Genomic DNA, 21,180 nt, shown 5'->3' with positions numbered 1-21,180 from the left:
ACGCCTCCTTTAATAGTTATCGATGATATCGCCTAGTGGGTCACCAGTATTTGAGCTTCCGCCGTTACCTGAACCACCTTGTTTAGAAAGTGCCAAGTAAATAAGAGCTAAAGCAATACCGATTGCGCCTAGACCGATAAGAGTGATTTCTGATACAGTTGCCAATACAAAACCGATTGCAAAGAATGGCCATACTTCTTTTGTAGCCATCATGTTGATAACCATCGCGTAACCTACAGCAACGACCATTCCACCACCGATAGCTAAACCGTCTGTCAACCAAACAGGCATAGATTCAAGTAAGCTTCTTACTGGACCTTCACCGATTGCTAAGATCAAACCAGCAGGGATCGCAATACGAACACCTTGCATACAGATAGCAACGATATGCCATAATTCAACTTTTCTAAAGTTACCATCTTTTGCAGCAGCATCCATCAAATGAACAAACGCTGTCGCAATCGTACGACAAATGATTGTTAATAATAAACCAGCAACAGCAAGTGGCACAGCAATCGCGATTGCTGAAGAAACGCCGGCTGAACCTTGACCACCTAAAACTAAAATAATTGCAGATGCAACAGATGCCAATGCAGCATCGGGAGCGACAGCGGCACCGATATTTGCCCAACCTAAAGCGATCATTTGTAATGTACCACCCAAGATAAGACAAGGAACTAGATTTCCAGTTACTAAGCCGATCAACGTACATGCAACAACTGGTTGATGGAATTGAAATTCATCAAGAATTCCTTCCATACCAGCTAAAAATGCAACGATGATGACTAAGATCACTTGAATAATATTTAAATCCATGATAGTAATCCTCCATTTTTTCTGATAATTAATTAAGCACGATTTTTTAATTCATCTTGCGCTTTTTTCAAAATTTCATCCATGTTTCCTTTAGAGTCATTCGGTACTTTACGTACATCGAATTTCACGCCAGATTCTTTCAATTTATTGAATGAATCAATATCGTCTTGACTGAAAGCAAGTACTTTATTTGGTTGTACTTTACCTGGAGAATGCGCCATTGATCCGACGTTCACTGTTTCTAATGGTACGCCACCTTCAACTGCACGTACGACATCTTGAGGATTTTCAAACAATAGCAATGCGCGTTGGCCGCCAAAATGTTGATCATCTTTTGCAAGTTTGATCATTTGTTCAACTGGTACAACGTGTGCTTTTACACCAGGAGGCGCAGCTTGTTGAATCAATTTTTTGCGTAACTCATCTTTTGCTACAGCATCAGATACAACGATGATCCGTGTTGGATTTGTTGTTTTTGTCCAAGCAGTTGCTACTTGTCCATGCAACAAACGTGAATCAATACGTGCTAAAACATAAGTGAACTTACCAGGTGTTCCTGAAGGTGCAGCTTCTTGTGCCGCAGCTTTTGTTTCTACTACTGGTTCTAATTCTTCCGGTTTGACTTTCACGCCTTCTTTTGCTGTTTCAATGATATGAGCAGCAATTTCATGTGCTGATTCCATTGAAAAACGTGAAGCATATGCTTCGATCAGCATAGGCAAGTTCAAACCACTTACGATTGCCCACTTATCTTTGTGTTCTTCAAATAATGTGTTTGATTGATTGAACGGTGTTCCGCCCCATAAATCAACTAAGAATAAGACTTCGTCTTGGTTATCGAAGGAAGCGACTGCTTCTTCTAATTTGGCTCTCAAGTCATCTGGACCTTCACTCGGTTGTAAAACAACAGCTTTGACGTTTTCTTGTTCGCCAAAGATCATTGAACCCGACTGTAAGATTCCTTCAGCAAATTGCCCATGACTTGCTAGGATAATCCCTACCATATTTATACCTCCTACTTCTTTTTGTTGTAACAAAATCAAAAATAAAAATAAGTGCTTGCCTTTGACAACAGATACATTTGACCGTTACGCAACAACAATTTTATGCTTTCTTGGCTTTGGTCAGTAATTCCATTAAAAAGATTTTCCGATCAGCAGGCACCTTCCGAATCTCCAACTCCACACCTTGACCATCCAAAAAATGAAAGGCTTCGATATCTCGTTGATCGACGGACACAAAATTTGTGATCATGGTCTTCCCTTCAGAAAAACTCATTCCCCCGATATTTAGAGAATCAATTCGGACACCACTTCGGACAATTTTCTCAACGTCTTTAGGATTAGTAAATAAAAGCATCACTTTCGTTCGCGCTAAGAGTCCACTCTCAAAGATCTGGATCATCTTTTCAACAGTGATGACATTTGCCATGATCCCTGGTGGAGCAGCTTCTTTTAAAAGAAACTTTCTTAACTTGTCTTTCGCTACTACGTCACTTATGACGATGATACGTTCAACGCCAGTCAATTTAGACCAGACAGTTGCAACTTGCCCATGGATCAAACGATCATCTATACGTGCTAATCGAATATCCATTCGTAAATCTCCTTTTTATTAAATCACTACTCAAAACATCTCCCCACTTCTGTCGGAAGAATTTCCGTTAAGCACACTTTATTAAAAGCAAGAACCGTGCCAACTTTTAAAAGATACACTGCTTTATTTAATGGTTTCTTATACAATACACAAAAACGACACACTACTTTAGTGTATCGTTTTTGTGTATATCTTCATTAGTGTATTCTTTTTTCTCTAAATGGTTAGTGATCATTTTCAATAGATAATACACTTCTTCTAACGGAAACTTGACTTTGATCTTTTCTTCTAAATCATTTAGTGGCTTAACAATTTTAACATAGAGCAGATCGTTTTTAATCGAACGATTATCTTGATTTTCTAAAGAGAGCGGTTCATTTAAGATGACACGTTCAATCATTCCCGCCGCATGTAGAACAAGGTTGATCATAAATCCGTATTCTTTTACATCAATGCTTGCTGAATCCATTAACCCATCTGCAAATTTCCATAGAGGATCGATTAACTTTTCTCCATTGATAAATGTAAAATTATCTGCGATAAATGACACACATGTACTTTTGGCTGTTTCTTCATTTAATAAAACATCTTCGGTTTCATCTAACTCTGACTCTAACAGTAATTGATCTAAAATCACCTCAATGTTTTGATCAATAAATCTTTCCAAAGGAATGAATGGTGCATCGATATGCGGGTCCGTGATCCCAGTCGTCGCAATGATTTGGTAATTTTTTTGGATCTTTGGTAGCTTAGTTTTCAAATCGACGATAGACAAAGCAATCACTTCCAATTGAGCTTCTTGTCTTTTACTGACTGCACGCTCGATCAACGATTTGATTCGCTGTGCTGTTCCCTCTCCTGAGGCACAGATGGCCACTACGGCTTTTCGTTGCTTGTCGTCCGCTTCTGCAACATTTCCACTTGAGACTTCAGCATACCCTCGGAAATTCTTCAAGGATTCATAAAGCAAGTCAAGATCTGTTCCCAGCACCGACACTTTACGTACTGTTTCTAAAACTAAAGAAGTCGTGACCATATCGACTGTTCGGACAGGGATACCCGTATCTTGCTGTATCTGAGCATTGAAAGACGCGAGCGAACCCATGTCCACCAGAAGAATCGTACCACTTCCCTCATCTACTTCTTGCACACTCCGCTCAATCCGACTTAAAGCAGTTTTCGGGTCCATGTCTAGTGGCATATCCACCGCCCGGACGTTATCCGCATCTAGCAACTGTTGAACCACTTGGACCATACTGCTTGCGGTACTATTGCCATGTGCAGCCACAACGACCCCGATTCGACCACTTGCTTGATTGGCTCGTAATGAAACAAGCAATACAGTCAAATAGTAATCTTCACTTTCTGGGATCTCCACTTGGAAATACATTTCGATATGTTGCCGTACTTCTTTCGCCAGTGCGTATTCCTCAGGAAAATCAATGGCCATTTCTCGGATATTATCATTCGTATGCCGTTCTTCTCCTAAATGGATTCGTTTTAGAAAAGAACTGATATGCAGACTCATCGCATAAATAAAATTTTGTTGAAACTCGTATGGCAAAGATTGCTTCACCATGAGATAAATCTGATTCGTTACTTCAATGATTTTAGGATCGACAAATTCCGCCAACTTATTATCTGCATTAAATGAAAAACCGTGATCTTTATAGAATGACTTTAAATGGATATTGATATCTGTTGAGATAAAATGATTGATTGCTTCTTGGTCCAAGCCATCTGACTTGAGCAAAGCAGCTTTATCACCAATAATGTCGTAAAGATTATAAGGCAACTCATAAGAGTCTGCCTGTAACTGCATCACATCATCGTTCGGAAAAACGGTGATTTTAGGATCAAGTATCTTGGATAACTCTGCCATCTCTTTTCGATTACTTGCTAGTTGAATCAACCCACTACGAATCCCTTCAGTTAAATCATCGATCGTAATCGATATTTCAGGTTTGTTCATATGGTTTAGAAATCCTCGTGCACATACCAATTGGATATTCGACTTCAACTGTCCAATGTTTCCATAAGTAACACTGCCTATTAGCGCTTTCACAACATCTTCTGTTAAAGAAATTTTTCTTTGCGTACGATTCGCTTCGTGAGCAATCATGATCTTGACTAAATCGATTTTTTCATTCGCTGGACGTCGATCAAAAGCAGGTAACTTGATATTGATCGGAATACGGCGCACAAATGTCTCAAGTAGTGCCGAACCTGGATCTTCAGTCGTTGCACCGACGATCCGAACATTCGCTTCATGAGATTTCGTTGTTTCACCCAATCGGCTATAGGTACCATGGTCCATAAAATAAAAAATCATTTCTTGTCCTTCAGGTGGGAGTCGATGAATTTCATCCAAGAAAAGCATCCCGCCGTCCGCTTGATCAATGATTCCCATTTTCTCTTCTTCCGCACCTGTAAACGCACCTTTGACATACCCGAAAAGATGACTCATCAGTAATTCAGGGTTATTAGCATAGTCCGCACAGTTAAAGACGATCAACTCTGTATCTTCTTCCACCACATGGTTGGTTTTAGCAAAATGAAACATCGCATGAGCAAAATAAGTCTTTCCAGAACCAGTCGGTCCAGTGATCAAACAGTTCAACCCTCTGGGAGGATACAAAATGGCGGCTTTTGCTTGTTCCACTGAGTTTTTCATACTACCATTCGCTCCAATGATTTTGGCAAAAATATCTTTCGTATCTACTTGAAGACTCGGTTTTTTCACGTGAGTCAATTCTTCTTTATAACTAGGTACGTATTTGGATAATGGCTTTTCAATGATTGGACTTTCTTGATAGACATACCGAACCGGACGACCATCGGTTTTCTTCAACTTTCCTTCACGCACCAATTTGTTGAGATCTTTACTGCTATTAGTACGCTGGATACCCAAAACTTCCGCAATCTCTTGGGTCGTTACACCTTGATCATTTTCTTCTATAGATAAATGAGCGGTCTTTTCTTTGACATACGTATAAATTCGGTCAATTCGTTTTGCCAATATTTTCGCCCCTCTTCTCTTGTCCTTAAAACCTAATACTATTGATTTAATCACTATTCGTCAACTATTTATATCAAAAAGAAAACAAGATACGCTTAAAACAAAAAAGAACATTTGTTGTTTATTTATTAAGCAATTTAGACAAGTCTAAACGTATACTATTTTTTCAGATAACAGAAAACGATTACCTCTTTTTTACTTTGCGGGATATCTTTTCCAGTTAGAACTAGCGAAAATAGTAAACCAACTATTTTTACAGCCAGTCATTCTCCCAACGCAAAAAAAGCCTGACTCTGTTTGAGCCGGAAATCATTAGTGATTCAGAAAAAATGAAAAAACTCTATCCCTCGCTAGGCAAGGAATAGAGCCAACTGTTCATTAAGCTTCTTGAGCTACTGGATAAACAGACACTTGTTTTTTGTCGCGGCCTTTACGTTCGAAACGAACAACACCGTCAACTTTAGCAAATAAAGTGTCATCTCCACCAATACCTACGTTCACACCTGGATAAATTTTTGTTCCGCGTTGGCGGTAAAGAATTGATCCACCTGTAACTGTTTGTCCGTCAGCACGTTTTGCACCTAGACGTTTTGATTCTGAGTCACGGCCGTTAGATGTAGAACCGCCACCTTTTTTGTGGGCGAATAATTGTAGATTCATTGTTAACAACATGGTCTGCACCTCCTATTTATCATTAATTGTTTTTGTTTGGATATATTCTGGGTTTTCAGCTTCGATCGATTGTAAACCTAATAGGAGATTCTCCAATAAGATTTCCGCAATATTGTTTTGCTCTTGTGTCAATCGTGAAATTACTTCGACGTATAAATAGCCGCCTTCTTCTTCATTCATGTCAACAATCGGTTCAAAACCAGCTAATGATGAAATCCCATTGACAGTGCTGATCGCTAAGGCAGAAACACCTGCACAAACGATATCACTTCCGTAAGGACCGGCATCAGCGTGCCCAGTCAAAGTAAATGAAACGATTTGACCAGCGTCATTTCGTTTAAATGTCCCTTTGATCATTGTTTAGGCCTTCTTTCTCAAACGCAGATTAAGCGTTGATCGCGTCGATAACCACTTTTGTGTATGGTTGACGGTGACCTTGTTTACGGTGTGAGTGTTTTTTAGGTTTGTATTTGAAAGTAACGACTTTCTTTTGTTTGCCGTGTTTTTCAACTGTACCTTCAACTGTTGCACCAGAAACGGTTGGAGCACCTACTTTCGTAGTTTCGCCACCTACTAAAATAACTTCGTCAAATACAACCTTTTCGCCTGCTTCAACGTCAAGTTTTTCGATGTAGATTGTTTGTCCAACTTCAACTTTTACTTGTTTACCACCTGTTTTAATAATTGCGTACATGCTTTAAAGCACCTCCTTATTTTCATACTTAGACTCGCCATCCAGAGTGACAGGGTGTCCTGTACTTAATCAAACTCATTCTGTGCGGTTGTAGCTGTGGAGACCACAATTACAACATTACTAGAATAACAAATCCTACTATATTAGTCAACAACTTTTTTATTTTGCCAATCATTCGTCAATTGAACGATTTCTTTCTATAATGGATGAGAATAGGAGTTGATACTATGGATTACCCAAAACATTTGATTGACGAAGCAACTCGGCGTATTCAAGGACATCGTGTGGAAGGATTTGTCGCTGGACAAGGTCCTATCCGACCCAAATTGATGTTAGTTGGCGAAGCCCCAGGTAAAACAGAAATTGAGAATCACATTCCATTTAGCGGCCAAGCTGGCAAAGAGTTGATGAATGCACTAAAATCAGTCGGGTTATCTCGGGATGAAGTGTATATTACTAGCGCTGTCAGAAGCCGTCCTTATCGAATCGTCCAACGCATCAATGGACGGACAAAAAAATCAGAGATCGTTTATCCGAATCGAACGCCAAGTAAAACGGAAGTTTTTGCTCATGCACCAATCTTAGATTACGAACTACAACATATACAGCCCTCTTTGATTGCCACGCTAGGCAATATTGGACTGCAACGTTTATTAGGTAATGGCTATACAATTTCAAAAAATCACGGAAAACTATATACCGGACCAGTCTTAGAGTTAAATCCACCGCATGATGCTTATCAATTTTCCACTAAACAGTATCGTGTTCTTCCACTCTTCCACCCAGCGGCCATTTTTTATAATCGAACGCTGACAGAAACGATTTTAGAAGATTGGCAAAAACTTGGAAAAATACTTGCTGAAAAAAAGTAAAGACAGCAAAAGAACCAACCAGTCTCACAAATCATGATCGATTGGTTGGTTCTAGGTTTTAGCGACTAGATCAAGCTAAGATTGGATCTCCTTTGACCAAATCTTGGTTATAACGCGCGATTTTCTTTTGGAGACGTTCCTGACAAGCTTGCATCTCTGCAATTTTTTTTGCCAATTGTTCACTTTCTTCCATAAGAAGATCCCTACGAGCAAGGATTGTTTCATCACCGGCGCTATATAAACGAATATATTCAGTCAAAGATTCGATCGATAACCCCGCACTACGCATACATAAGGTGAAATCGACCCAACGTAAATCTTCTTCAGTATAATCCCGGATACCTCCGTTTGTTCGGTTCACCGGTGGGATCAAACCGATTCGTTCATAGTAGCGTAACGTATCCGCAGAGATTCCTTTTTCTTCACTCACTTGTTTGATGTTCATCCATTCCTACCTCCCAAACGTCTATAAACTTATTTTACCTTAGAACAGGCGGCAGTCACAATTTTTTTAGCGAACCAACTGACTATATTTCACTATCTAACATAGTTTGTTTGTGTAAAGAGGCCAGCGCATGAGCCACCGTAAGATGTTGTTCTGTCTTTTGTTTTTCCCAAAGATGTTGCAATTGCTTTTCCACTTCTGGTTGTAACGAGGTGTAAATAATCGTTTGTTCTTTTATAGCAGCTTTTTCTTGAAATTCTTCAAATAAACTTTGCGCCGTCAAATCAATACTTGGCACCCCGCGCATTGAAAAAATGATTCCTTCTTTATCTGCTAATTCTGTTAACGTCGCTTTCAATCGTTCGGCGGACATGAAGAATAAAGGACCACTGATATAAACAACTGCCCAATTATCCAACTTTTTCGTTTCCGGCAAACTCATTCGCTGCCAGTCGATTTCCTCTACTGAAATCGTGATGGCTGCACTCTTAACAATAAAAAATACACACCCACTGATAATTCCTATAACGATCGCAATACTAAGATCAAAAATCACTGTACACCCCATCGTCAAGAAAAATAGAAGAAGCGCTGACCAGTATCTTTTAGCGAATAGTTCTTTGATTGTTTCCCATTCATTCATACGCCAAGCAGTGACGATCAATACGCCTGCTAATGCTGGCATCGGAATGTTCGACATGATTGGTGCAAAAATAAGCATGGATAGAAACAATACGATTGCATGGATCATTCCAGCTACTCTGGTTTGAGCACCGGATTTGATTGCGACACTCGTTCGAGCAATGGCTGCTGTAGCTGGAATCCCACCAAAAAATGGTAACAGTAGATTACCAATTCCTTGTGCGACCAACTCCTGATTACTATCTAACTGACGATTCGCCATTCGGCCTGCCGAGGCACCACACAACAAACTTTCGATCATACCTAACAGTGCAATGCTGATTGCTGGCACAATCACTGTTTGGATCGCAGACAAACTAAAATCACCAAGTACCAAACGGTTACTACTGATCAACGTTTGGGGAATTTCCCCTACGGTCGCAATTGGCCAATCAACGATCATCATCAACGTAGTTGTGAGGATGATTGCCAACAATGAGCTTGGTATCTTTTGCCCCCATTTTTTAGGATAGATCAGCATCCCAATAATGACCAAACTTCCCATTAAAATCGTTGGCAAAGAAATTTCAAAGCCTAAGTTTTGATAACTAGCCAATTTTTCCATCACATTGGCCCCTTCTGAGTGAACACCGAATAAATTATCGATCTGACCTAAAGCAATAATGATTGCAATACCAGAAGTAAACCCTGTGATGACAGGTGCAGGGATAAATGAAGTCAGCGTTCCTAATCGCAAGACACCCGCAGCGAGTAAAAGAACTCCAGCCAAAAAAGTAGCCAGCAAGACACCTTGCATTCCTTGTTTTGCGGCAATCGACATCAAGATTGCTGCCATCGCGCCAGTAGGACCAGAAATCTGATAGAACCCACCAGATAAACCACCAATGACTAGACCAGCAATTACAGCAGTGATCAGACCAGCAGCTGCATCTGCCCCACTTGAAACACCGAAGGCTAAAGCGAGTGGTAAGGCAACCGCCGCGACTGTAATACCTGCCAATAAATCTTTTTGAAATACCGAAAGATTATAACCAGAAAATTCTTTTTTCAATAAACCAATATAATTCTTTAACAACACTACTACCCCATTTTCATAAAAAATTGATGAAATGCACGTTACAGGATAGCATATTTTGTTGATTAAAGTAAGTTTTTTCACAAACTTTCATAATTTTTTCAGCTGTTTTTCCATTATATCCTAAAAGAATAACGTAATGAGTGCAATCGCCGCTAACCCACCTTGTTTGACGATGATCAAGCGATCACTAGTCAAGCTACCATAAGCAGCTACAAGCAAAATATAGATCAGCAATAGCCCCGTGATTTCTTTTGGTGCATTTGAAAAATAAGCGCCGTACACCAATGCCACACCAAGTAAACCATTATAGATCCCCTGATTCTTAAATAAAGTCTGTACTGACTGACGTTGTAATTCTTCCTTCGGCATGTTGAATACTCGACTAGTTGTGGCAGATTCCGTCGCAAAAGTTTCAATATACATGATATAAAGAAATTCCAAGGCAACAAGTGTAACTAAAATTTGAGATAATAATGTCATCTATTTTCTTCCTTTCTAAAATCGGTGATTGATCGTTTTTTTTAGCTGGATCATTGCTATGAGTACCAACCGAAAACGATCTCTCTTTGATTATAAAGGAACTGTTGTTTTTTTTCTGCAACTTACTCTCAAAAATCAAGAGTGTAACAATACAAACAAGTGACGGGGATATTACTCCTTTTGCATATTATAAAACTTGAATAAACGGCGGGAACAGAAGTAACCTCTTCGGAAATAAGACTAAACACTTCTGTCCCGACCTGTAGCAGTAGTCTTTATTTAGTCATAAGGTCGTGCTTAATAAGTAACAGGTCATTGATTCTCCTCCACCTAGATCAACTGGTTGGCGACCAAAAATGGTAAATCCTTTTTTTAAGTAAAATTGGTAGTTGCAGTTAGAGTCTGTATAGAGAAATATTCGCTTATTTTTATAGCGTCTCTCTATTTCTTCTAACAAGCGTGAACCAATCCGCTTCCCCTTCAATGTGGGATCAACAGCAAAATAAGTGACTTCGCCTTCTGGATAAGTGGATGCAAATTCATGATACATTGTTTGATTGGCTTGGTCATAAGTTCCTATCGCCTCTCGATATCCGGTCAATCCCATCAATTTTTCTGCTACGTTGACAAACAAGCGTCTCCCCCATCCAACAGGCACTTTTGTTTCCCCATCGAAGCGAGCAAAAAGAAAGCCGACAAATTGACCGTCTAGATACGCACCTAATGTGACGGTTGATTTCATCAATGCGCCTGTAAATGCATACTGACGATAGAGATAAAGTGCAATAGGATTTTCTGTATAGCTCGAAAAATTCATCCCTTGTGCTGCAAATTCACTTGCTTTGTTTAAGTCTTTTCTATCAATTGAACGAATCGTTAATTTTTCCATATCCATCTACTCCTTTTGAAACAAAACTTTCTTTCTTTACGTAACTTTATTATAATTACTTAAAAAGTGACTTCCTATAGGCAATGATTCAACATCTGTCCAATAATGAACACTTAGAAAGATACTGTCTAAAAAAGGAGATACAAATGGATCGTCGAAGCAAAAGAACGAAGTACGCAATCAAACAAGCCTTTTTAGATTTAACGAAAGAAAAACCCATCAATAAAATCACGATTGCGGAGCTTTCACAACAAGCAGATATCGGGAGAGGGACGTTTTATACTCACTATGAGGATATCTATGATTTGCGTTCAAAAATCATTGAAGAATCGATTTGTACACTGACAGATATCTTCGATCAAACTTACCCCAACAAAGAGCAATATGACTTTCGCCGATTCGTCCATACTTTAGTCAATCATGTAGATGAGAACAAAGCTGTTTTTCACTTTTTCTTCAATGATTTCATGGATGATGAACTCTCTGTCCAACTTACGCAGATCCTGATAAAAAGAATCATGGACGAAGAACAATTAGATATGAAAGATATCAAAAATAAAGTAGAGGTTCTTTTTTCTATTTCCGGCACTACCAGTGTCCTGACTGAGTGGATCAATGGAAATCTAAACGTGGAGAAAGAAGAATTGATTGCTATTTTAGATGACATCATCACACGGTTTTAATAAAAAAGAAGAACGACTATGGAACGACAATATCGTTGCTAGTGTTCTTCTTTTTTCGTAAGTGATATCCTTACTCGAGTTGCATCAAAAATTCTCTTTGTTCATCACCTAAAGGGATGATTTTTTTGATGATTCGAAACCGCCAATGTTTACTGCCAGTGGAAAAACGCCAGATAACTGATAAACCGCCACCTAATGTGACTTGTTCCTCTTCGATCGCTGTGCGTTCATACGTGAGATGATCAATAACCTTCGTTTGAAAAAAATTCAAAAATAAAATCGTCACTTTGGTCTCATCGATCAATAAAATCACTTTACTACTGATACTGTCCAAACTCTGAGATTCCGCTAAACAGCGAAACATTCCTGATGATCGATACGGACCTGTTAAACGATCCATCCATTTTTTGGTGATTAACATAAGCGCTTCCCTTTCTCCTCTCTTGAAATACACCCATTCGATTTTCGATCTAAGGAACATCGGTCCTTATTAATCGTCCAGTTGATGTTGTTACTTTATTTTATCATAGATATCTACTTTCCCTATATTGATCCAAATGAAAAAACTTCAAAAAAATAGGTAATGATTAAAAAAATTCTTTTTTCCTTTTGGAAAGCAAATTATTCTATTGTCAAAAAAGGCTAATTTAGTGAGTACTCGTATTCATTCTATTTTTATCTACTTATGATGTCTCTAATCAAACGCTAAAAATGACAGCAAATTATTTCTCGATATTCCATCTCAATGTTACAATCGCCCTTTGTTGATTTTATTTATAGGAGGAGTTATTTAATGTTCGCAATGTTTAAAACTGTCAAATTCAATCTGTGGCGGTCACTCTTAGCACTCATTATTTTAATTTTTGCTGATTGGGGAATGATGACATCTTATCCGATCTTCTCAGGTAGGTTAGATTGGACCTTTTTACCTATAGGGGGAGCGCTTGCTTTAATCATACTGATTGGTTGGAACAACACAAACACTTTATTCAAAAAACTCAATAAGAGAGATTGGCGTTGGATTGCTTTTATCCTTATCCTTGGTTCACTACTTTCAGATATTTTTATCTTGACTGGAAAACTGCTGAATCAAACCATGGCCGCAAATGCTGGTGGAGATAACTGGTACGAAGGGTTAAACGTTGGTGGAATAATTCTATATTTATCACAGCTTAGCGTGAGCCTGATTGGAGAAGAACTTTATATTGCTGCGATTTTTGTTTTGATCTTTCTTTTACTTTCTACATTTATGCGTACTAAATTTTCTATTTGGGGCGCTAGTACGATTTCTCTATTGGTTTTTGGTCTCAGCCATTATGCCGTATACGATGGGAATCTCTATCAATGTATTTTTGTTATTGGTTTGGCTCATGCCCCTTCTCTCTATGCCTGGTTAAAAACACAAAACTTATTGATCCCTATGCTTGCGCATATCTTATATGATTTGATTTTACTTTTTATCATTTTACTTTTTGGAATTTGAACCATCGATTTTTTATCCGATCAAGTTAACACCTTCAACGCTCAGCGATGAATCAATCTTATTTAGCACGAGAGACAAAAAAACCGCTAGAAACAAACGTTTCTAACGGTTTTTTACGTCACAGGAGGGATTCGAACCCCCGACCGTCCGCTTAGAAGGCGGATGCTCTATCCAGCTGAGCTACTATGACAGCTTTAGCGGAACAAAAATAATTATAGATAAATTGAAAGCTTATGTCAATACAAAATAGTTATTTTATGAAACAAAAATTTTATCGTACTTTTTTCTTACAGATTTTACTGTAAAAACACAGCCACGATTTTCATATTATAATTTTTTGCTACGATCGACTTGTCATTTTAACATGGAACATGAAAGTCTGTTTCGTTCAACATAGTAAGGCAGAACTTGATTGGATAGATTCCCTACTTTCAACTTCTGCCTTGCTATCAATGAAATTGACTTAGCTACTCGCTTAGCTTAGCTAGCATTCTTTTGAATCTTTACTAAAAAATCTGGCAATTATAAGTCGATTATTTCTGCCTCTTTCGTGATCAAAATCACACCATCACCCAAAGGTAACAACGTAGAGGTCAAATCCGGATGTTCCATGACCACGCGTAGAAATTCATTCAATTTACGATGGATCGCTCGTTTTCCTCTTGGGATCTCTTCATCTGACAGAAGAATCGTCCCTCCTTGAAAAATATCATCAACCATCAAGACGCCGCCTTTTTTCAATACACGAAGGCATTCAGGCAAGAATTCGATATATTTTGATTTTGCACTATCCATAAATATAAAGTCATACGGACCTGTCAATGTTGGCAAAATATCAGCCGCTTGGCCTTCTAATAATGTCACTCGATCCGTCATCTCTAAACGCTCATACGTTGCTTTCGCTTTTCTGATCATCACGTCAAAGCGATCGATCGTCGTCACATGACCTTCTTTTCCAATGACTTGTGCCATCAGACTAGAGGAAAAACCAATCGCAGCTCCAATTTCAAGTACTTCTTTTGGTTTGATCTGTCCTAATAAAAACTGCAAAAAGACGACCGTCTCATGAGGAATGATTGGCACTTCCGCCGCATGTGCTTCCTCTTCAACTTTCCCCAATTCTCCAGTTAACTGTTTTTGTTTTGTCCGCATAAAATCCAATAACTCTTCTTTTACAACGGGACGATGCATCATTTCATTACGCATACTTCCCCTCCTCTTCCAAACATTATACGAAGAAACCTATCTTTCGACAAGAGGGAGAAGCTGGTAAATAAAAATATGATTATTACATGTCAGAAAAAAAATCAGTTTCTTTCTCTCGACGTTGTTTCAGTTCAAGGTAGGTATGCCAAGCTGTAATGGAAGACAAGCACACAGCGATTCCTAGGAATACCCATTTCATCCAATTGAACGCATGCCGTGAGAACAATAACCCTATGTACGGGATCTTGAATATAGGCGTGCCAATAATATTACGATCTCGTACTGCTTCAACTTCGATTTGTGTTTTTCCATCAGCTTTCGTGTAAAAATACTGGTGTTGATCTTCAATAGCAACGACCCTTCTTGTCACGATATGTTTACCTGAATTTTCATAGTAGGTGATCACATCTCCAACTAAAATCGTCTCTGCCTTTCTTTTCTGTACATAGATCAGACTTCCTTCTGCATAAGACGATGCCATCGCTTGATCATCAATGATATGCGGTGTCAGCCCAAATACTCGAGGGAGTAGCACGACACACAAAATGATTGCTAGAAGAACCACTAACGAAATCGAGCTGAAAAAAGTTATTTTTTTATAGATAGGCACATTGATCCTCCTTAAGAAACATTTTATTAAATCTATAATATAATAACGAAATTTTTTTGACAATATTAATACTCAGTTTGAAGATTCTCTATAAAAAAATAAATAAGCAAACAAAAAAACGATAAAAATAGCTAAAAATTGACTGTTAAATGAAAAAAGTTTACTCTGGAATTAGATAATTTATTAAAGGAGATTTGTCTATGGTTCTTTTTAATAACGGACGTAATAAAATTATGCCATTCTCTACGAAAATCAAATGGAGCGTACTTATTATATTTGCATCGTTATTTATAATAAGTATCGCTTATTTTTTTCATTACCTCTTCACGCCAATCGACAATAAAAAAATGTCTCAGATTGATGATTCATGGGTCTATTATTCCGAGCATGATCCTTATTTTCAGTTCGACAGTAACCATATCGACTACATGCCGTCCATCGACAAGAATGAACCATTTATAATGGAAACTACTCTACATAAAGAATTGGCGGATGCCAATCTCTTGATCAAAGGCAACCATCAATGGCTAAGTGTCTCATTAGATGACACGCTACTCTACAGTCGCTCCAAAGAAACCGCACGAAACAATCCTGGATTGTCTTTATCGATCATCGATCTACCAGAATCCTATGTGGGCAAGACGTTGAAAATCGTTGTTTCCTCGCCTTATCAAAATTATGCTGGTCTGACACCCAAAGTTTATTTGGGAACTACCAGTCCAATGATCAGCTTCATTTTTTCACAATCGATCCCACAAGTCATCGCGATGATCTTGGCTTTCGTCATTGCCATCGGATTATTGATCTGGACTAGCTATATTCTCTACAGGCATAATAGATTAGATCGTTCATTATTGATTTTGAGCCTATTTTCTTTCGTGCTTGGATTTGAATCGATTTCGGAAGATATCTTGAGCGGTGTTCTTTTTGAACCAATCGTACATTCGATTTTTTCCCACTTATTTGCAATCTTGACTTCTATACTGATTATTTTTTACTATCAGTCCAAAATGACGAACTATCAGAAATGGTATGGTTATTTCTGCTATTTCCAAACATTTGTTTTTGCCAACATCTTAATTTATGCATTATTTTCAGATTTTGAATTACCCGAATTGATGCCCTTTGCTAGTGTTGTTAGTGTTGTAAGCACTTTAGTTACTTCTATAGCAAGTATCGGTGAAGCATATAAACAAAATCGTTTTTTCACTGTATGTAGTCCTTGGATCGTTTTGATCGCTATCTTTCATTGTATGTTTTATATTCAAACTGCCTTAGGGATCGGGCATTCGATCATCAACTGGTCCACGCTCTTATTTGCGATTCTCCTGATTGTTATTGTCGGATACAACATCATGGAGAATATCATGAAAATCGATAGTTACCATAAAGAACGGCTTTTCTTACAAACTAAAACAGATCTGATCGAAACACATTATACAAAAATCCAAGCACAGATCCAACAAATCGATCAAGCAAAAAATGACTTTGTTGTACAAATGGAAGAACTGAGTCAATTGATTGATAAAAATGAACAAGCCGAAGCGAAAACTTACTTAGAACGGATCGTAGACGAAACAAGACGATTGGATTTGTCTCTTTTTCCGACAGGTCACCAACTAACCAATTTGATTTTGGCTAGATATCAAGAAGTCGCTGCTAAAAAGAATATCAAGGTTGATTTTCACACCCATATCCCAGCTTCCTTACCGATCCATGATGAAGATTTCACACAATTACTCATCCATATTCTAGAGCACTCGTTTCGCGAAACACAAGCCATTGAAAATCCTTTGCATCGAGAAATCTATTTATCGATCCAAGAAATCAATTCTCACATCCAGATCCACTGTGAGCACAGTACACACTATGAGAAAAATATTTTTTCAAAAGATGTGACAGAAGAATTGATACGACAGGAACAGTATGACTTGATGATGATCCAGAACACGCTCGAAAAATACAGCAGCACCTTGATCCAAGAAAAAGATAAGTGGGTCGATCGCCTAAAAATCAATATATCCCCTGGCTAAAAAAGACCTTCAAAAGCAGTCAATCGGCTGTTTTTGAAGGTCTTATGATCTATTTAAGATTTGTCAGGTCTGGGACATTAGTTATCTTATCCCCTTACAACCAAATAAATGATGTTCCAGAAACGGACATTCAACATCAAACTAAAAAATTGTAAAACATGAAAAACTATTTTTCAATTTTCTATCTTACTTCCTAGGTCAAGACGCTTCTGGCACAACCTTATTTAGTACAATAACTCCAATAAATCTTGTGCTTCGATCGCACCAAAATACTTCTTGATATCGATCGTTTCCACTGCGTCTTGTAAGGTAGCTTTATCATATTTTAACCCTGTCAACACTTGTTCAACATCTTTGATATCTCCTAGACCAAAGAAATCGCCGAAAATTTTTACATCCTCGATGATCCCTTCTGAGACATTCAGATGTACTTCGATCGAGCCAATTGAAAAGCGTTTTTGGCGTGAAAAGTTGAAATCCGGTGATTTTCCATAATTCCAATCCCAATTTCGATAATACTGCTCAGAAATTTGATTGATTTTTTCCCAATCTTTTTCTGTCAATTCATAAGTTTTTACTTCTTCTACTGAAGACACCCCAAAGATTTTCAAAAGAATGTCTTCACGAAATTCTTCTGTTGTCATTCCTTGTTTTTCCTCAGGTAAGAATGGTTTGATATTTGTAACTCGCGAACGAATCGATTTGATTCCTTTAGATTCGATTTTTTCTTTTTTGACTTTAAGCGCATTGACTACTTCATCAATGTCTGAATCGAACATGATCGTTCCATGTGCAAACATTCGACCATTTGTAGCATACATAGCATTCCCTGAAAACTTCAAGCCATCGATCACCAGGTCATTACGTCCTTTTAATTCGGCACCTGAAATACCTAATTCGTGTAACGCTTGAATGATTGGTTTAGTCACCTTCGCAAAGTCACGGAACGAATCCCCATCATCTGGCATGATGAAACTGAAATTCAAGTTACCAAAATCATGATACACAGCCCCACCACCGCTTAAACGACGTACCACATGGATGCCATGCTCTTCAACATATTCACGATTGATTTCTTCAATCGTGTTTTGATTTCGACCAATAATGATTGACGGTTCATTGATGTAAAATAGCAAGATTGGTTCTTCTAATGGCATCTCTTGCAGTAAAAAGGTCTCAATTGCTAAATTCACTCTTGGATCATGGTTTTCATTTGGTACAAAAATCATTCTGCTCGTCCTCCTATATGTCAAACACTTTATCGACTTCAGCTAAAGCAACTTCGATTTCTTCTCCAGCCGCTTCTTTTGCTTCATTCTCTAATTGTGTTAGGTCCCCAAATTGTGGCAAGTGTGTCAAAACCAGTTTTTTGACTTTTGCCGCTTTTGCGATCTCCCCGGATTCTTTTGAAGTGAAATGCGCTTTATGTCGCTCATTTCCTGCAAAAAGATACGTGTCCGCCAAAAAGAGATCCGCCTCTTTAGCAAATGGGATGAAACTCTCTAAATAGCCAGAATCTCCTGTAAAAACAAATACTTTTCCGGTGGCTCTTTCGACAATACGCATGGCATAACAAACCACTGGATGAATCGTTTCCAAGAAAGTGATCGAAAATGGCCCGACTTCAAGTTCTTGAGTTGGATCATATGCCACCCCTTGGGACACTCCCGGCATTGTCAATTGTTCAAAATGACTGGCATCTTTCGTATGTCCATAGATTGGTAATATCTTTTCTTGATCTCTGTTTGGATGCAATTGCCACTCATATTGCAAGACACCTAGATCTGCGATATGGTCATGATGATAATGGCTGATGATCACAGCATCTAAAGCAAGCGGATCAAGATGGTCTTCCAATTTCACAAGCGTTGCGCTCCCTGCATCAATCAACAAATTAAATTGATCAGCTTGCAACAAATAACTCGTCGTTCCTTGTTTTTTATAAGGATATGCACCTAAGCAACCTAAAACGGTTAATTTCATGACTGATTCCCCCTCAAAAACTTATGCTACCACAATTTCTTATTTTCATAAGGAAAACTGCTTATCCTAAGTTAAAGTATTCCATTGGGCTACCTTTTTCAATACGGGCTTGTTCGTAAAACTGTGCAATCGACACATTGACGTAAGCAATCACCCAGAGTAAACCAAAGAATAGCGCAATAAATCCGAGAATATACCAACCAATAAAAGAAAGTTGTAGGAGAAGATAGGTACCAATACGATCTTTTAATAAAAACCAAGCATATTTCAAACTTTGGATAACTGTCAGTTTCGGATAGTCAAACTTTGTCCAAGCAGCAAATTGGAACAATCCTGCAACGATCGTCATCACAAATAGCGACACGACGAATAGTAAAGTTGTAAAGATTGCAAAACTCAGATCAATCGTAAAATCATTCATCATCCCTTGTGGTGAAGCATTTCCATTGAAAAGTAAATTGATATACGTATTGAACCCGCCTATCAAAAAACTAGGCAAAAGTATAATACCGTTGATCAACCAATTGAATACGGTATTTAAAAGATTGATAAGCAGAATCGGTACAAAATATTCTTTTTGAAAAACAGCAAACAACAGATTAGATTTTGCTCGCCCACCTCTGACCACAACTAACGAGATATAATAGACCCCATAAGTAAAAGCAAAGATCAGTACGTGTTGGATCAAAAAATTGAGTATGTTTGCCTGTGTGCTATCTGTTGGGAAGATGCCCACAAAAAGCTGCTGGATGATCAACCCAATAAAGACTGAAAGGAAAATGATCCAAGCATTGATCCCCCACTGTCCTTCTAAAGATGCCCGGGCTTTTTTTCGATATTCAGAAACATTCTTCATTACTCATAGCTCCTGATTTCTGCTACTTTTTCACTATCCAAACGTTTGACTACTTCAGTAACTAACTTCACTGTATTGAAGTAATCTTCTTCATGGATGATCGATGTATGTGAATGCAGATAACGAACGGGGACAGTGATTGCAATAGATGGCACACCATTACGTGACACATGCATTTGGCCCGCATCTGTTCCCCCACCGGTGATGACAGTATATTGGAATGGAATAGCCATTTCTTCTGCCACTTGGATCACAAAATTCAATAATTTTTTATGTGGGATCATCGAAGCATCGAAAATCAAGATTTGTGGTCCTTTACCTAAAACTGAATCTGCCTCTTTCGGTGTCATCCCTGGTGTATCTCCAGCAGTACCTGTATCTAAAGCAATCGCTATGTCAGGGTCAACCAAATGAGTACTTGTGCGCGCACCTCTTAAACCAACTTCTTCTTGTACATCACTTCCAGCAAATAAGACATTCGGATGTCCTTCTTTTGCTAGATTTTCAAGTACACGTAAAGAAACAGCTGTCCCAATACGATTGTCCCATGCTTTTGCTAACAAGAATTTTCCATCATTCATTCGACGATATTCAATATAAGGAGTGACCATATCACCAGGACGAATGCCCCATTTCGTCGCTTCTTCTTTGCTTGTCGCACCGATGTCAATAAACATATCTTTGATATCATACGGTTTGTTACGAACTTCAGCAGTCAAGACATGTGGTGGTTTTGAACCAATCACGCCATGGATAATTTTTCCCTCTTGGGTCTTGATTTCTACTTGTTGTGCCAACATGACTTGGCCCCACCAACCACCTAGTGTTTGAAATTCAATAAATCCTTTATCTGTGATCTTTGTAACCATAAAGCCAACTTCATCCATATGTCCGGAGATAAATACTTTAGGGCCCTTGCCAGAATCATGTTTTGCGATGATACTACCTAAACCATCGTAAAAAATATCATCTGTGAATTGCTCTGCATATTTTTTATAGACTTTTCGTACCTCTTCTTCATTTCCTGGTACGCCACGCGCAGTTGTTAAATCAATCAATAATTGTTCTTCATTTTTATTCAAACGCTTTCCCTCTTTTCCATACTTAATAGTAGAATTATATC

22 protein-coding genes, 1 tRNA gene and 1 other annotated feature are annotated in these 21,180 nt (G+C 38.4%); of the genes, 4 read left to right on the top strand and 19 right to left on the bottom strand.

What is annotated here, in order from left to right; all coding sequences use genetic code 11:
* Positions 1 to 9: 9 nt before the first annotated feature.
* The 7 genes from IGJ19_RS03985 to rplU all read right to left on the bottom strand — a co-directional run bounded on the left by IGJ19_RS03985 (position 10) and on the right by rplU (position 6,797).
* Positions 10 to 816: a PTS mannose/fructose/sorbose transporter subunit IIC gene (locus tag IGJ19_RS03985; protein ID WP_071865919.1), complete on the bottom strand. Its 807-nt coding sequence runs from the start codon at positions 814 to 816 to the stop codon at positions 10 to 12.
* A gap of 32 nt (positions 817 to 848) precedes the next feature.
* Positions 849 to 1,820: a mannose/fructose/sorbose PTS transporter subunit IIA gene (locus tag IGJ19_RS03980; protein WP_071865918.1), complete on the bottom strand. Its 972-nt coding sequence runs from the start codon at positions 1,818 to 1,820 to the stop codon at positions 849 to 851.
* A gap of 100 nt (positions 1,821 to 1,920) precedes the next feature.
* Complete coding sequence (locus IGJ19_RS03975) at positions 1,921 to 2,412, bottom strand: mannose/fructose/sorbose PTS transporter subunit IIB (RefSeq protein WP_066026051.1); 492 nt, start codon at positions 2,410 to 2,412, stop codon at positions 1,921 to 1,923.
* Between the two features lie 163 nt (positions 2,413 to 2,575).
* A complete protein-coding gene (locus IGJ19_RS03970; protein ID WP_142432943.1) occupies positions 2,576 to 5,431 on the bottom strand; it encodes a sigma 54-interacting transcriptional regulator in 2,856 nt (951 codons plus the stop codon).
* A 378-nt stretch (positions 5,432 to 5,809) separates the two neighbouring features.
* On the bottom strand, positions 5,810 to 6,103 hold the full coding sequence (gene rpmA / locus IGJ19_RS03965; RefSeq protein ID WP_010736011.1) for a 50S ribosomal protein L27: 294 nt from the start codon (positions 6,101 to 6,103) through the stop codon (positions 5,810 to 5,812).
* Positions 6,104 to 6,115: 12 nt separating this feature from the next.
* Positions 6,116 to 6,460 (bottom strand): ribosomal-processing cysteine protease Prp, encoded by a 345-nt coding sequence (locus IGJ19_RS03960; RefSeq protein ID WP_010736012.1) that lies wholly within the window; start codon positions 6,458 to 6,460, stop codon positions 6,116 to 6,118.
* 28 nt (positions 6,461 to 6,488) lie between these two features.
* Positions 6,489 to 6,797 carry a 50S ribosomal protein L21 gene (rplU, locus tag IGJ19_RS03955; RefSeq protein WP_019723824.1) on the bottom strand — a complete coding sequence of 103 codons (309 nt, stop codon included), beginning with the start codon at positions 6,795 to 6,797 and terminating at the stop codon, positions 6,489 to 6,491.
* A 20-nt stretch (positions 6,798 to 6,817) separates the two neighbouring features.
* Positions 6,818 to 6,897: a sequence feature (ribosomal protein L21 leader region), on the bottom strand.
* A 127-nt stretch (positions 6,898 to 7,024) separates the two neighbouring features.
* On the opposite strand from rplU, the gene IGJ19_RS03950 reads away from it, so the two are divergent.
* Positions 7,025 to 7,669 (top strand): uracil-DNA glycosylase, encoded by a 645-nt coding sequence (locus IGJ19_RS03950; protein ID WP_071866973.1) that lies wholly within the window; start codon positions 7,025 to 7,027, stop codon positions 7,667 to 7,669.
* A gap of 70 nt (positions 7,670 to 7,739) precedes the next feature.
* Here IGJ19_RS03950 and IGJ19_RS03945 read toward each other — a convergent pair whose 3' ends face one another.
* The 4 genes from IGJ19_RS03945 to IGJ19_RS03930 all read right to left on the bottom strand — a co-directional run bounded on the left by IGJ19_RS03945 (position 7,740) and on the right by IGJ19_RS03930 (position 11,203).
* Positions 7,740 to 8,114 carry a MerR family transcriptional regulator gene (locus tag IGJ19_RS03945; protein WP_010736015.1) on the bottom strand — a complete coding sequence of 125 codons (375 nt, stop codon included), beginning with the start codon at positions 8,112 to 8,114 and terminating at the stop codon, positions 7,740 to 7,742.
* A gap of 82 nt (positions 8,115 to 8,196) precedes the next feature.
* The gene (locus IGJ19_RS03940; protein ID WP_071866975.1) at positions 8,197 to 9,831 is read right to left on the bottom strand and encodes a SulP family inorganic anion transporter; all 1,635 of its coding nucleotides are present in this window, start codon (positions 9,829 to 9,831) and stop codon (positions 8,197 to 8,199) included.
* A gap of 123 nt (positions 9,832 to 9,954) precedes the next feature.
* On the bottom strand, positions 9,955 to 10,314 hold the full coding sequence (locus tag IGJ19_RS03935; RefSeq protein WP_071866976.1) for a DUF1304 domain-containing protein: 360 nt from the start codon (positions 10,312 to 10,314) through the stop codon (positions 9,955 to 9,957).
* A 283-nt stretch (positions 10,315 to 10,597) separates the two neighbouring features.
* On the bottom strand, positions 10,598 to 11,203 hold the full coding sequence (locus IGJ19_RS03930) for a GNAT family N-acetyltransferase (RefSeq protein ID WP_430604431.1): 606 nt from the start codon (positions 11,201 to 11,203) through the stop codon (positions 10,598 to 10,600).
* A 146-nt stretch (positions 11,204 to 11,349) separates the two neighbouring features.
* On the opposite strand from IGJ19_RS03930, the gene IGJ19_RS03925 reads away from it, so the two are divergent.
* A complete protein-coding gene (locus IGJ19_RS03925) occupies positions 11,350 to 11,886 on the top strand; it encodes a TetR/AcrR family transcriptional regulator (RefSeq protein WP_108145744.1) in 537 nt (178 codons plus the stop codon).
* Positions 11,887 to 11,956: 70 nt separating this feature from the next.
* Here the strand turns inward: IGJ19_RS03925 and IGJ19_RS03920 are convergent, their stop codons facing one another.
* Positions 11,957 to 12,307 carry a hypothetical protein gene (locus IGJ19_RS03920; RefSeq protein ID WP_430604430.1) on the bottom strand — a complete coding sequence of 117 codons (351 nt, stop codon included), beginning with the start codon at positions 12,305 to 12,307 and terminating at the stop codon, positions 11,957 to 11,959.
* A 372-nt stretch (positions 12,308 to 12,679) separates the two neighbouring features.
* On the opposite strand from IGJ19_RS03920, the gene IGJ19_RS03915 reads away from it, so the two are divergent.
* Positions 12,680 to 13,369, top strand: a complete 690-nt coding sequence (locus IGJ19_RS03915; protein WP_181265233.1) for a CPBP family glutamic-type intramembrane protease — start codon at positions 12,680 to 12,682, stop codon at positions 13,367 to 13,369.
* A 116-nt stretch (positions 13,370 to 13,485) separates the two neighbouring features.
* On the opposite strand, the gene IGJ19_RS03910 is transcribed toward IGJ19_RS03915, so the two are convergent.
* The 3 genes from IGJ19_RS03910 to IGJ19_RS03900 all read right to left on the bottom strand — a co-directional run bounded on the left by IGJ19_RS03910 (position 13,486) and on the right by IGJ19_RS03900 (position 15,185).
* Positions 13,486 to 13,559: transfer RNA gene (locus tag IGJ19_RS03910), tRNA-Arg, on the bottom strand.
* Between the two features lie 332 nt (positions 13,560 to 13,891).
* The gene (locus IGJ19_RS03905) at positions 13,892 to 14,575 is read right to left on the bottom strand and encodes an O-methyltransferase (protein WP_066026376.1); all 684 of its coding nucleotides are present in this window, start codon (positions 14,573 to 14,575) and stop codon (positions 13,892 to 13,894) included.
* An 82-nt stretch (positions 14,576 to 14,657) separates the two neighbouring features.
* Positions 14,658 to 15,185: a signal peptidase I gene (locus IGJ19_RS03900; protein WP_066026375.1), complete on the bottom strand. Its 528-nt coding sequence runs from the start codon at positions 15,183 to 15,185 to the stop codon at positions 14,658 to 14,660.
* A 200-nt stretch (positions 15,186 to 15,385) separates the two neighbouring features.
* On the opposite strand from IGJ19_RS03900, the gene IGJ19_RS03895 reads away from it, so the two are divergent.
* On the top strand, positions 15,386 to 17,218 hold the full coding sequence (locus IGJ19_RS03895; RefSeq protein ID WP_430604429.1) for a hypothetical protein: 1,833 nt from the start codon (positions 15,386 to 15,388) through the stop codon (positions 17,216 to 17,218).
* A gap of 224 nt (positions 17,219 to 17,442) precedes the next feature.
* Here the strand turns inward: IGJ19_RS03895 and IGJ19_RS03890 are convergent, their stop codons facing one another.
* From IGJ19_RS03890 to IGJ19_RS03875, 4 genes are all read right to left on the bottom strand, one after another.
* Positions 17,443 to 18,447 (bottom strand): lipoate--protein ligase, encoded by a 1,005-nt coding sequence (locus IGJ19_RS03890; RefSeq protein ID WP_071866983.1) that lies wholly within the window; start codon positions 18,445 to 18,447, stop codon positions 17,443 to 17,445.
* Positions 18,448 to 18,460: 13 nt separating this feature from the next.
* Positions 18,461 to 19,201 (bottom strand): MBL fold metallo-hydrolase, encoded by a 741-nt coding sequence (locus IGJ19_RS03885; RefSeq protein WP_071866984.1) that lies wholly within the window; start codon positions 19,199 to 19,201, stop codon positions 18,461 to 18,463.
* A 61-nt stretch (positions 19,202 to 19,262) separates the two neighbouring features.
* Entirely contained in the window at positions 19,263 to 20,057 is a 795-nt protein-coding gene (locus tag IGJ19_RS03880; RefSeq protein ID WP_161642188.1) for a DUF975 family protein, read from the bottom strand.
* The gene (locus IGJ19_RS03875; protein ID WP_071866986.1) at positions 20,057 to 21,139 is read right to left on the bottom strand and encodes a M42 family metallopeptidase; all 1,083 of its coding nucleotides are present in this window, start codon (positions 21,137 to 21,139) and stop codon (positions 20,057 to 20,059) included. Before IGJ19_RS03875 ends, IGJ19_RS03880 begins: the two co-directional genes overlap by 1 nt.
* Positions 21,140 to 21,180: the final 41 nt, after the last annotated feature.

The sequence above is a fragment of the Enterococcus sp. DIV1368b genome (assembly GCF_050529595.1).
Classification (GTDB): Bacteria; Bacillota; Bacilli; order Lactobacillales; family Enterococcaceae; genus Enterococcus_B; species Enterococcus_B mundtii.
The sequence above is the reverse complement of the archived record's forward strand: the minus strand, read 5'-3'. Positions and strand labels throughout refer to the sequence as shown.

Coding starts and splice junctions, on each gene's coding strand:
- IGJ19_RS03985 (WP_071865919.1), bottom strand. CDS start 816: ATGGATTTAAATATTATTCAAGTGATCTTAGTCATCATCGTTGCATTT.
- IGJ19_RS03980 (WP_071865918.1), bottom strand. CDS start 1,820: ATGGTAGGGATTATCCTAGCAAGTCATGGGCAATTTGCTGAAGGAATC.
- IGJ19_RS03975 (WP_066026051.1), bottom strand. CDS start 2,412: ATGGATATTCGATTAGCACGTATAGATGATCGTTTGATCCATGGGCAA.
- rpmA (WP_010736011.1), bottom strand. CDS start 6,103: ATGTTGTTAACAATGAATCTACAATTATTCGCCCACAAAAAAGGTGGC.
- IGJ19_RS03960 (WP_010736012.1), bottom strand. CDS start 6,460: ATGATCAAAGGGACATTTAAACGAAATGACGCTGGTCAAATCGTTTCA.
- rplU (WP_019723824.1), bottom strand. CDS start 6,797: ATGTACGCAATTATTAAAACAGGTGGTAAACAAGTAAAAGTTGAAGTT.
- IGJ19_RS03950 (WP_071866973.1), top strand. CDS start 7,025: ATGGATTACCCAAAACATTTGATTGACGAAGCAACTCGGCGTATTCAA.
- IGJ19_RS03945 (WP_010736015.1), bottom strand. CDS start 8,114: ATGAACATCAAACAAGTGAGTGAAGAAAAAGGAATCTCTGCGGATACG.
- IGJ19_RS03935 (WP_071866976.1), bottom strand. CDS start 10,314: ATGACATTATTATCTCAAATTTTAGTTACACTTGTTGCCTTGGAATTT.
- IGJ19_RS03930 (WP_430604431.1), bottom strand. CDS start 11,203: ATGGAAAAATTAACGATTCGTTCAATTGATAGAAAAGACTTAAACAAA.
- IGJ19_RS03925 (WP_108145744.1), top strand. CDS start 11,350: ATGGATCGTCGAAGCAAAAGAACGAAGTACGCAATCAAACAAGCCTTT.
- IGJ19_RS03920 (WP_430604430.1), bottom strand. CDS start 12,307: ATGTTAATCACCAAAAAATGGATGGATCGTTTAACAGGTCCGTATCGA.
- IGJ19_RS03915 (WP_181265233.1), top strand. CDS start 12,680: ATGTTCGCAATGTTTAAAACTGTCAAATTCAATCTGTGGCGGTCACTC.
- IGJ19_RS03905 (WP_066026376.1), bottom strand. CDS start 14,575: ATGCGTAATGAAATGATGCATCGTCCCGTTGTAAAAGAAGAGTTATTG.
- IGJ19_RS03895 (WP_430604429.1), top strand. CDS start 15,386: ATGGTTCTTTTTAATAACGGACGTAATAAAATTATGCCATTCTCTACG.
- IGJ19_RS03890 (WP_071866983.1), bottom strand. CDS start 18,447: ATGATTTTTGTACCAAATGAAAACCATGATCCAAGAGTGAATTTAGCA.
- IGJ19_RS03885 (WP_071866984.1), bottom strand. CDS start 19,201: ATGAAATTAACCGTTTTAGGTTGCTTAGGTGCATATCCTTATAAAAAA.
- IGJ19_RS03880 (WP_161642188.1), bottom strand. CDS start 20,057: ATGAAGAATGTTTCTGAATATCGAAAAAAAGCCCGGGCATCTTTAGAA.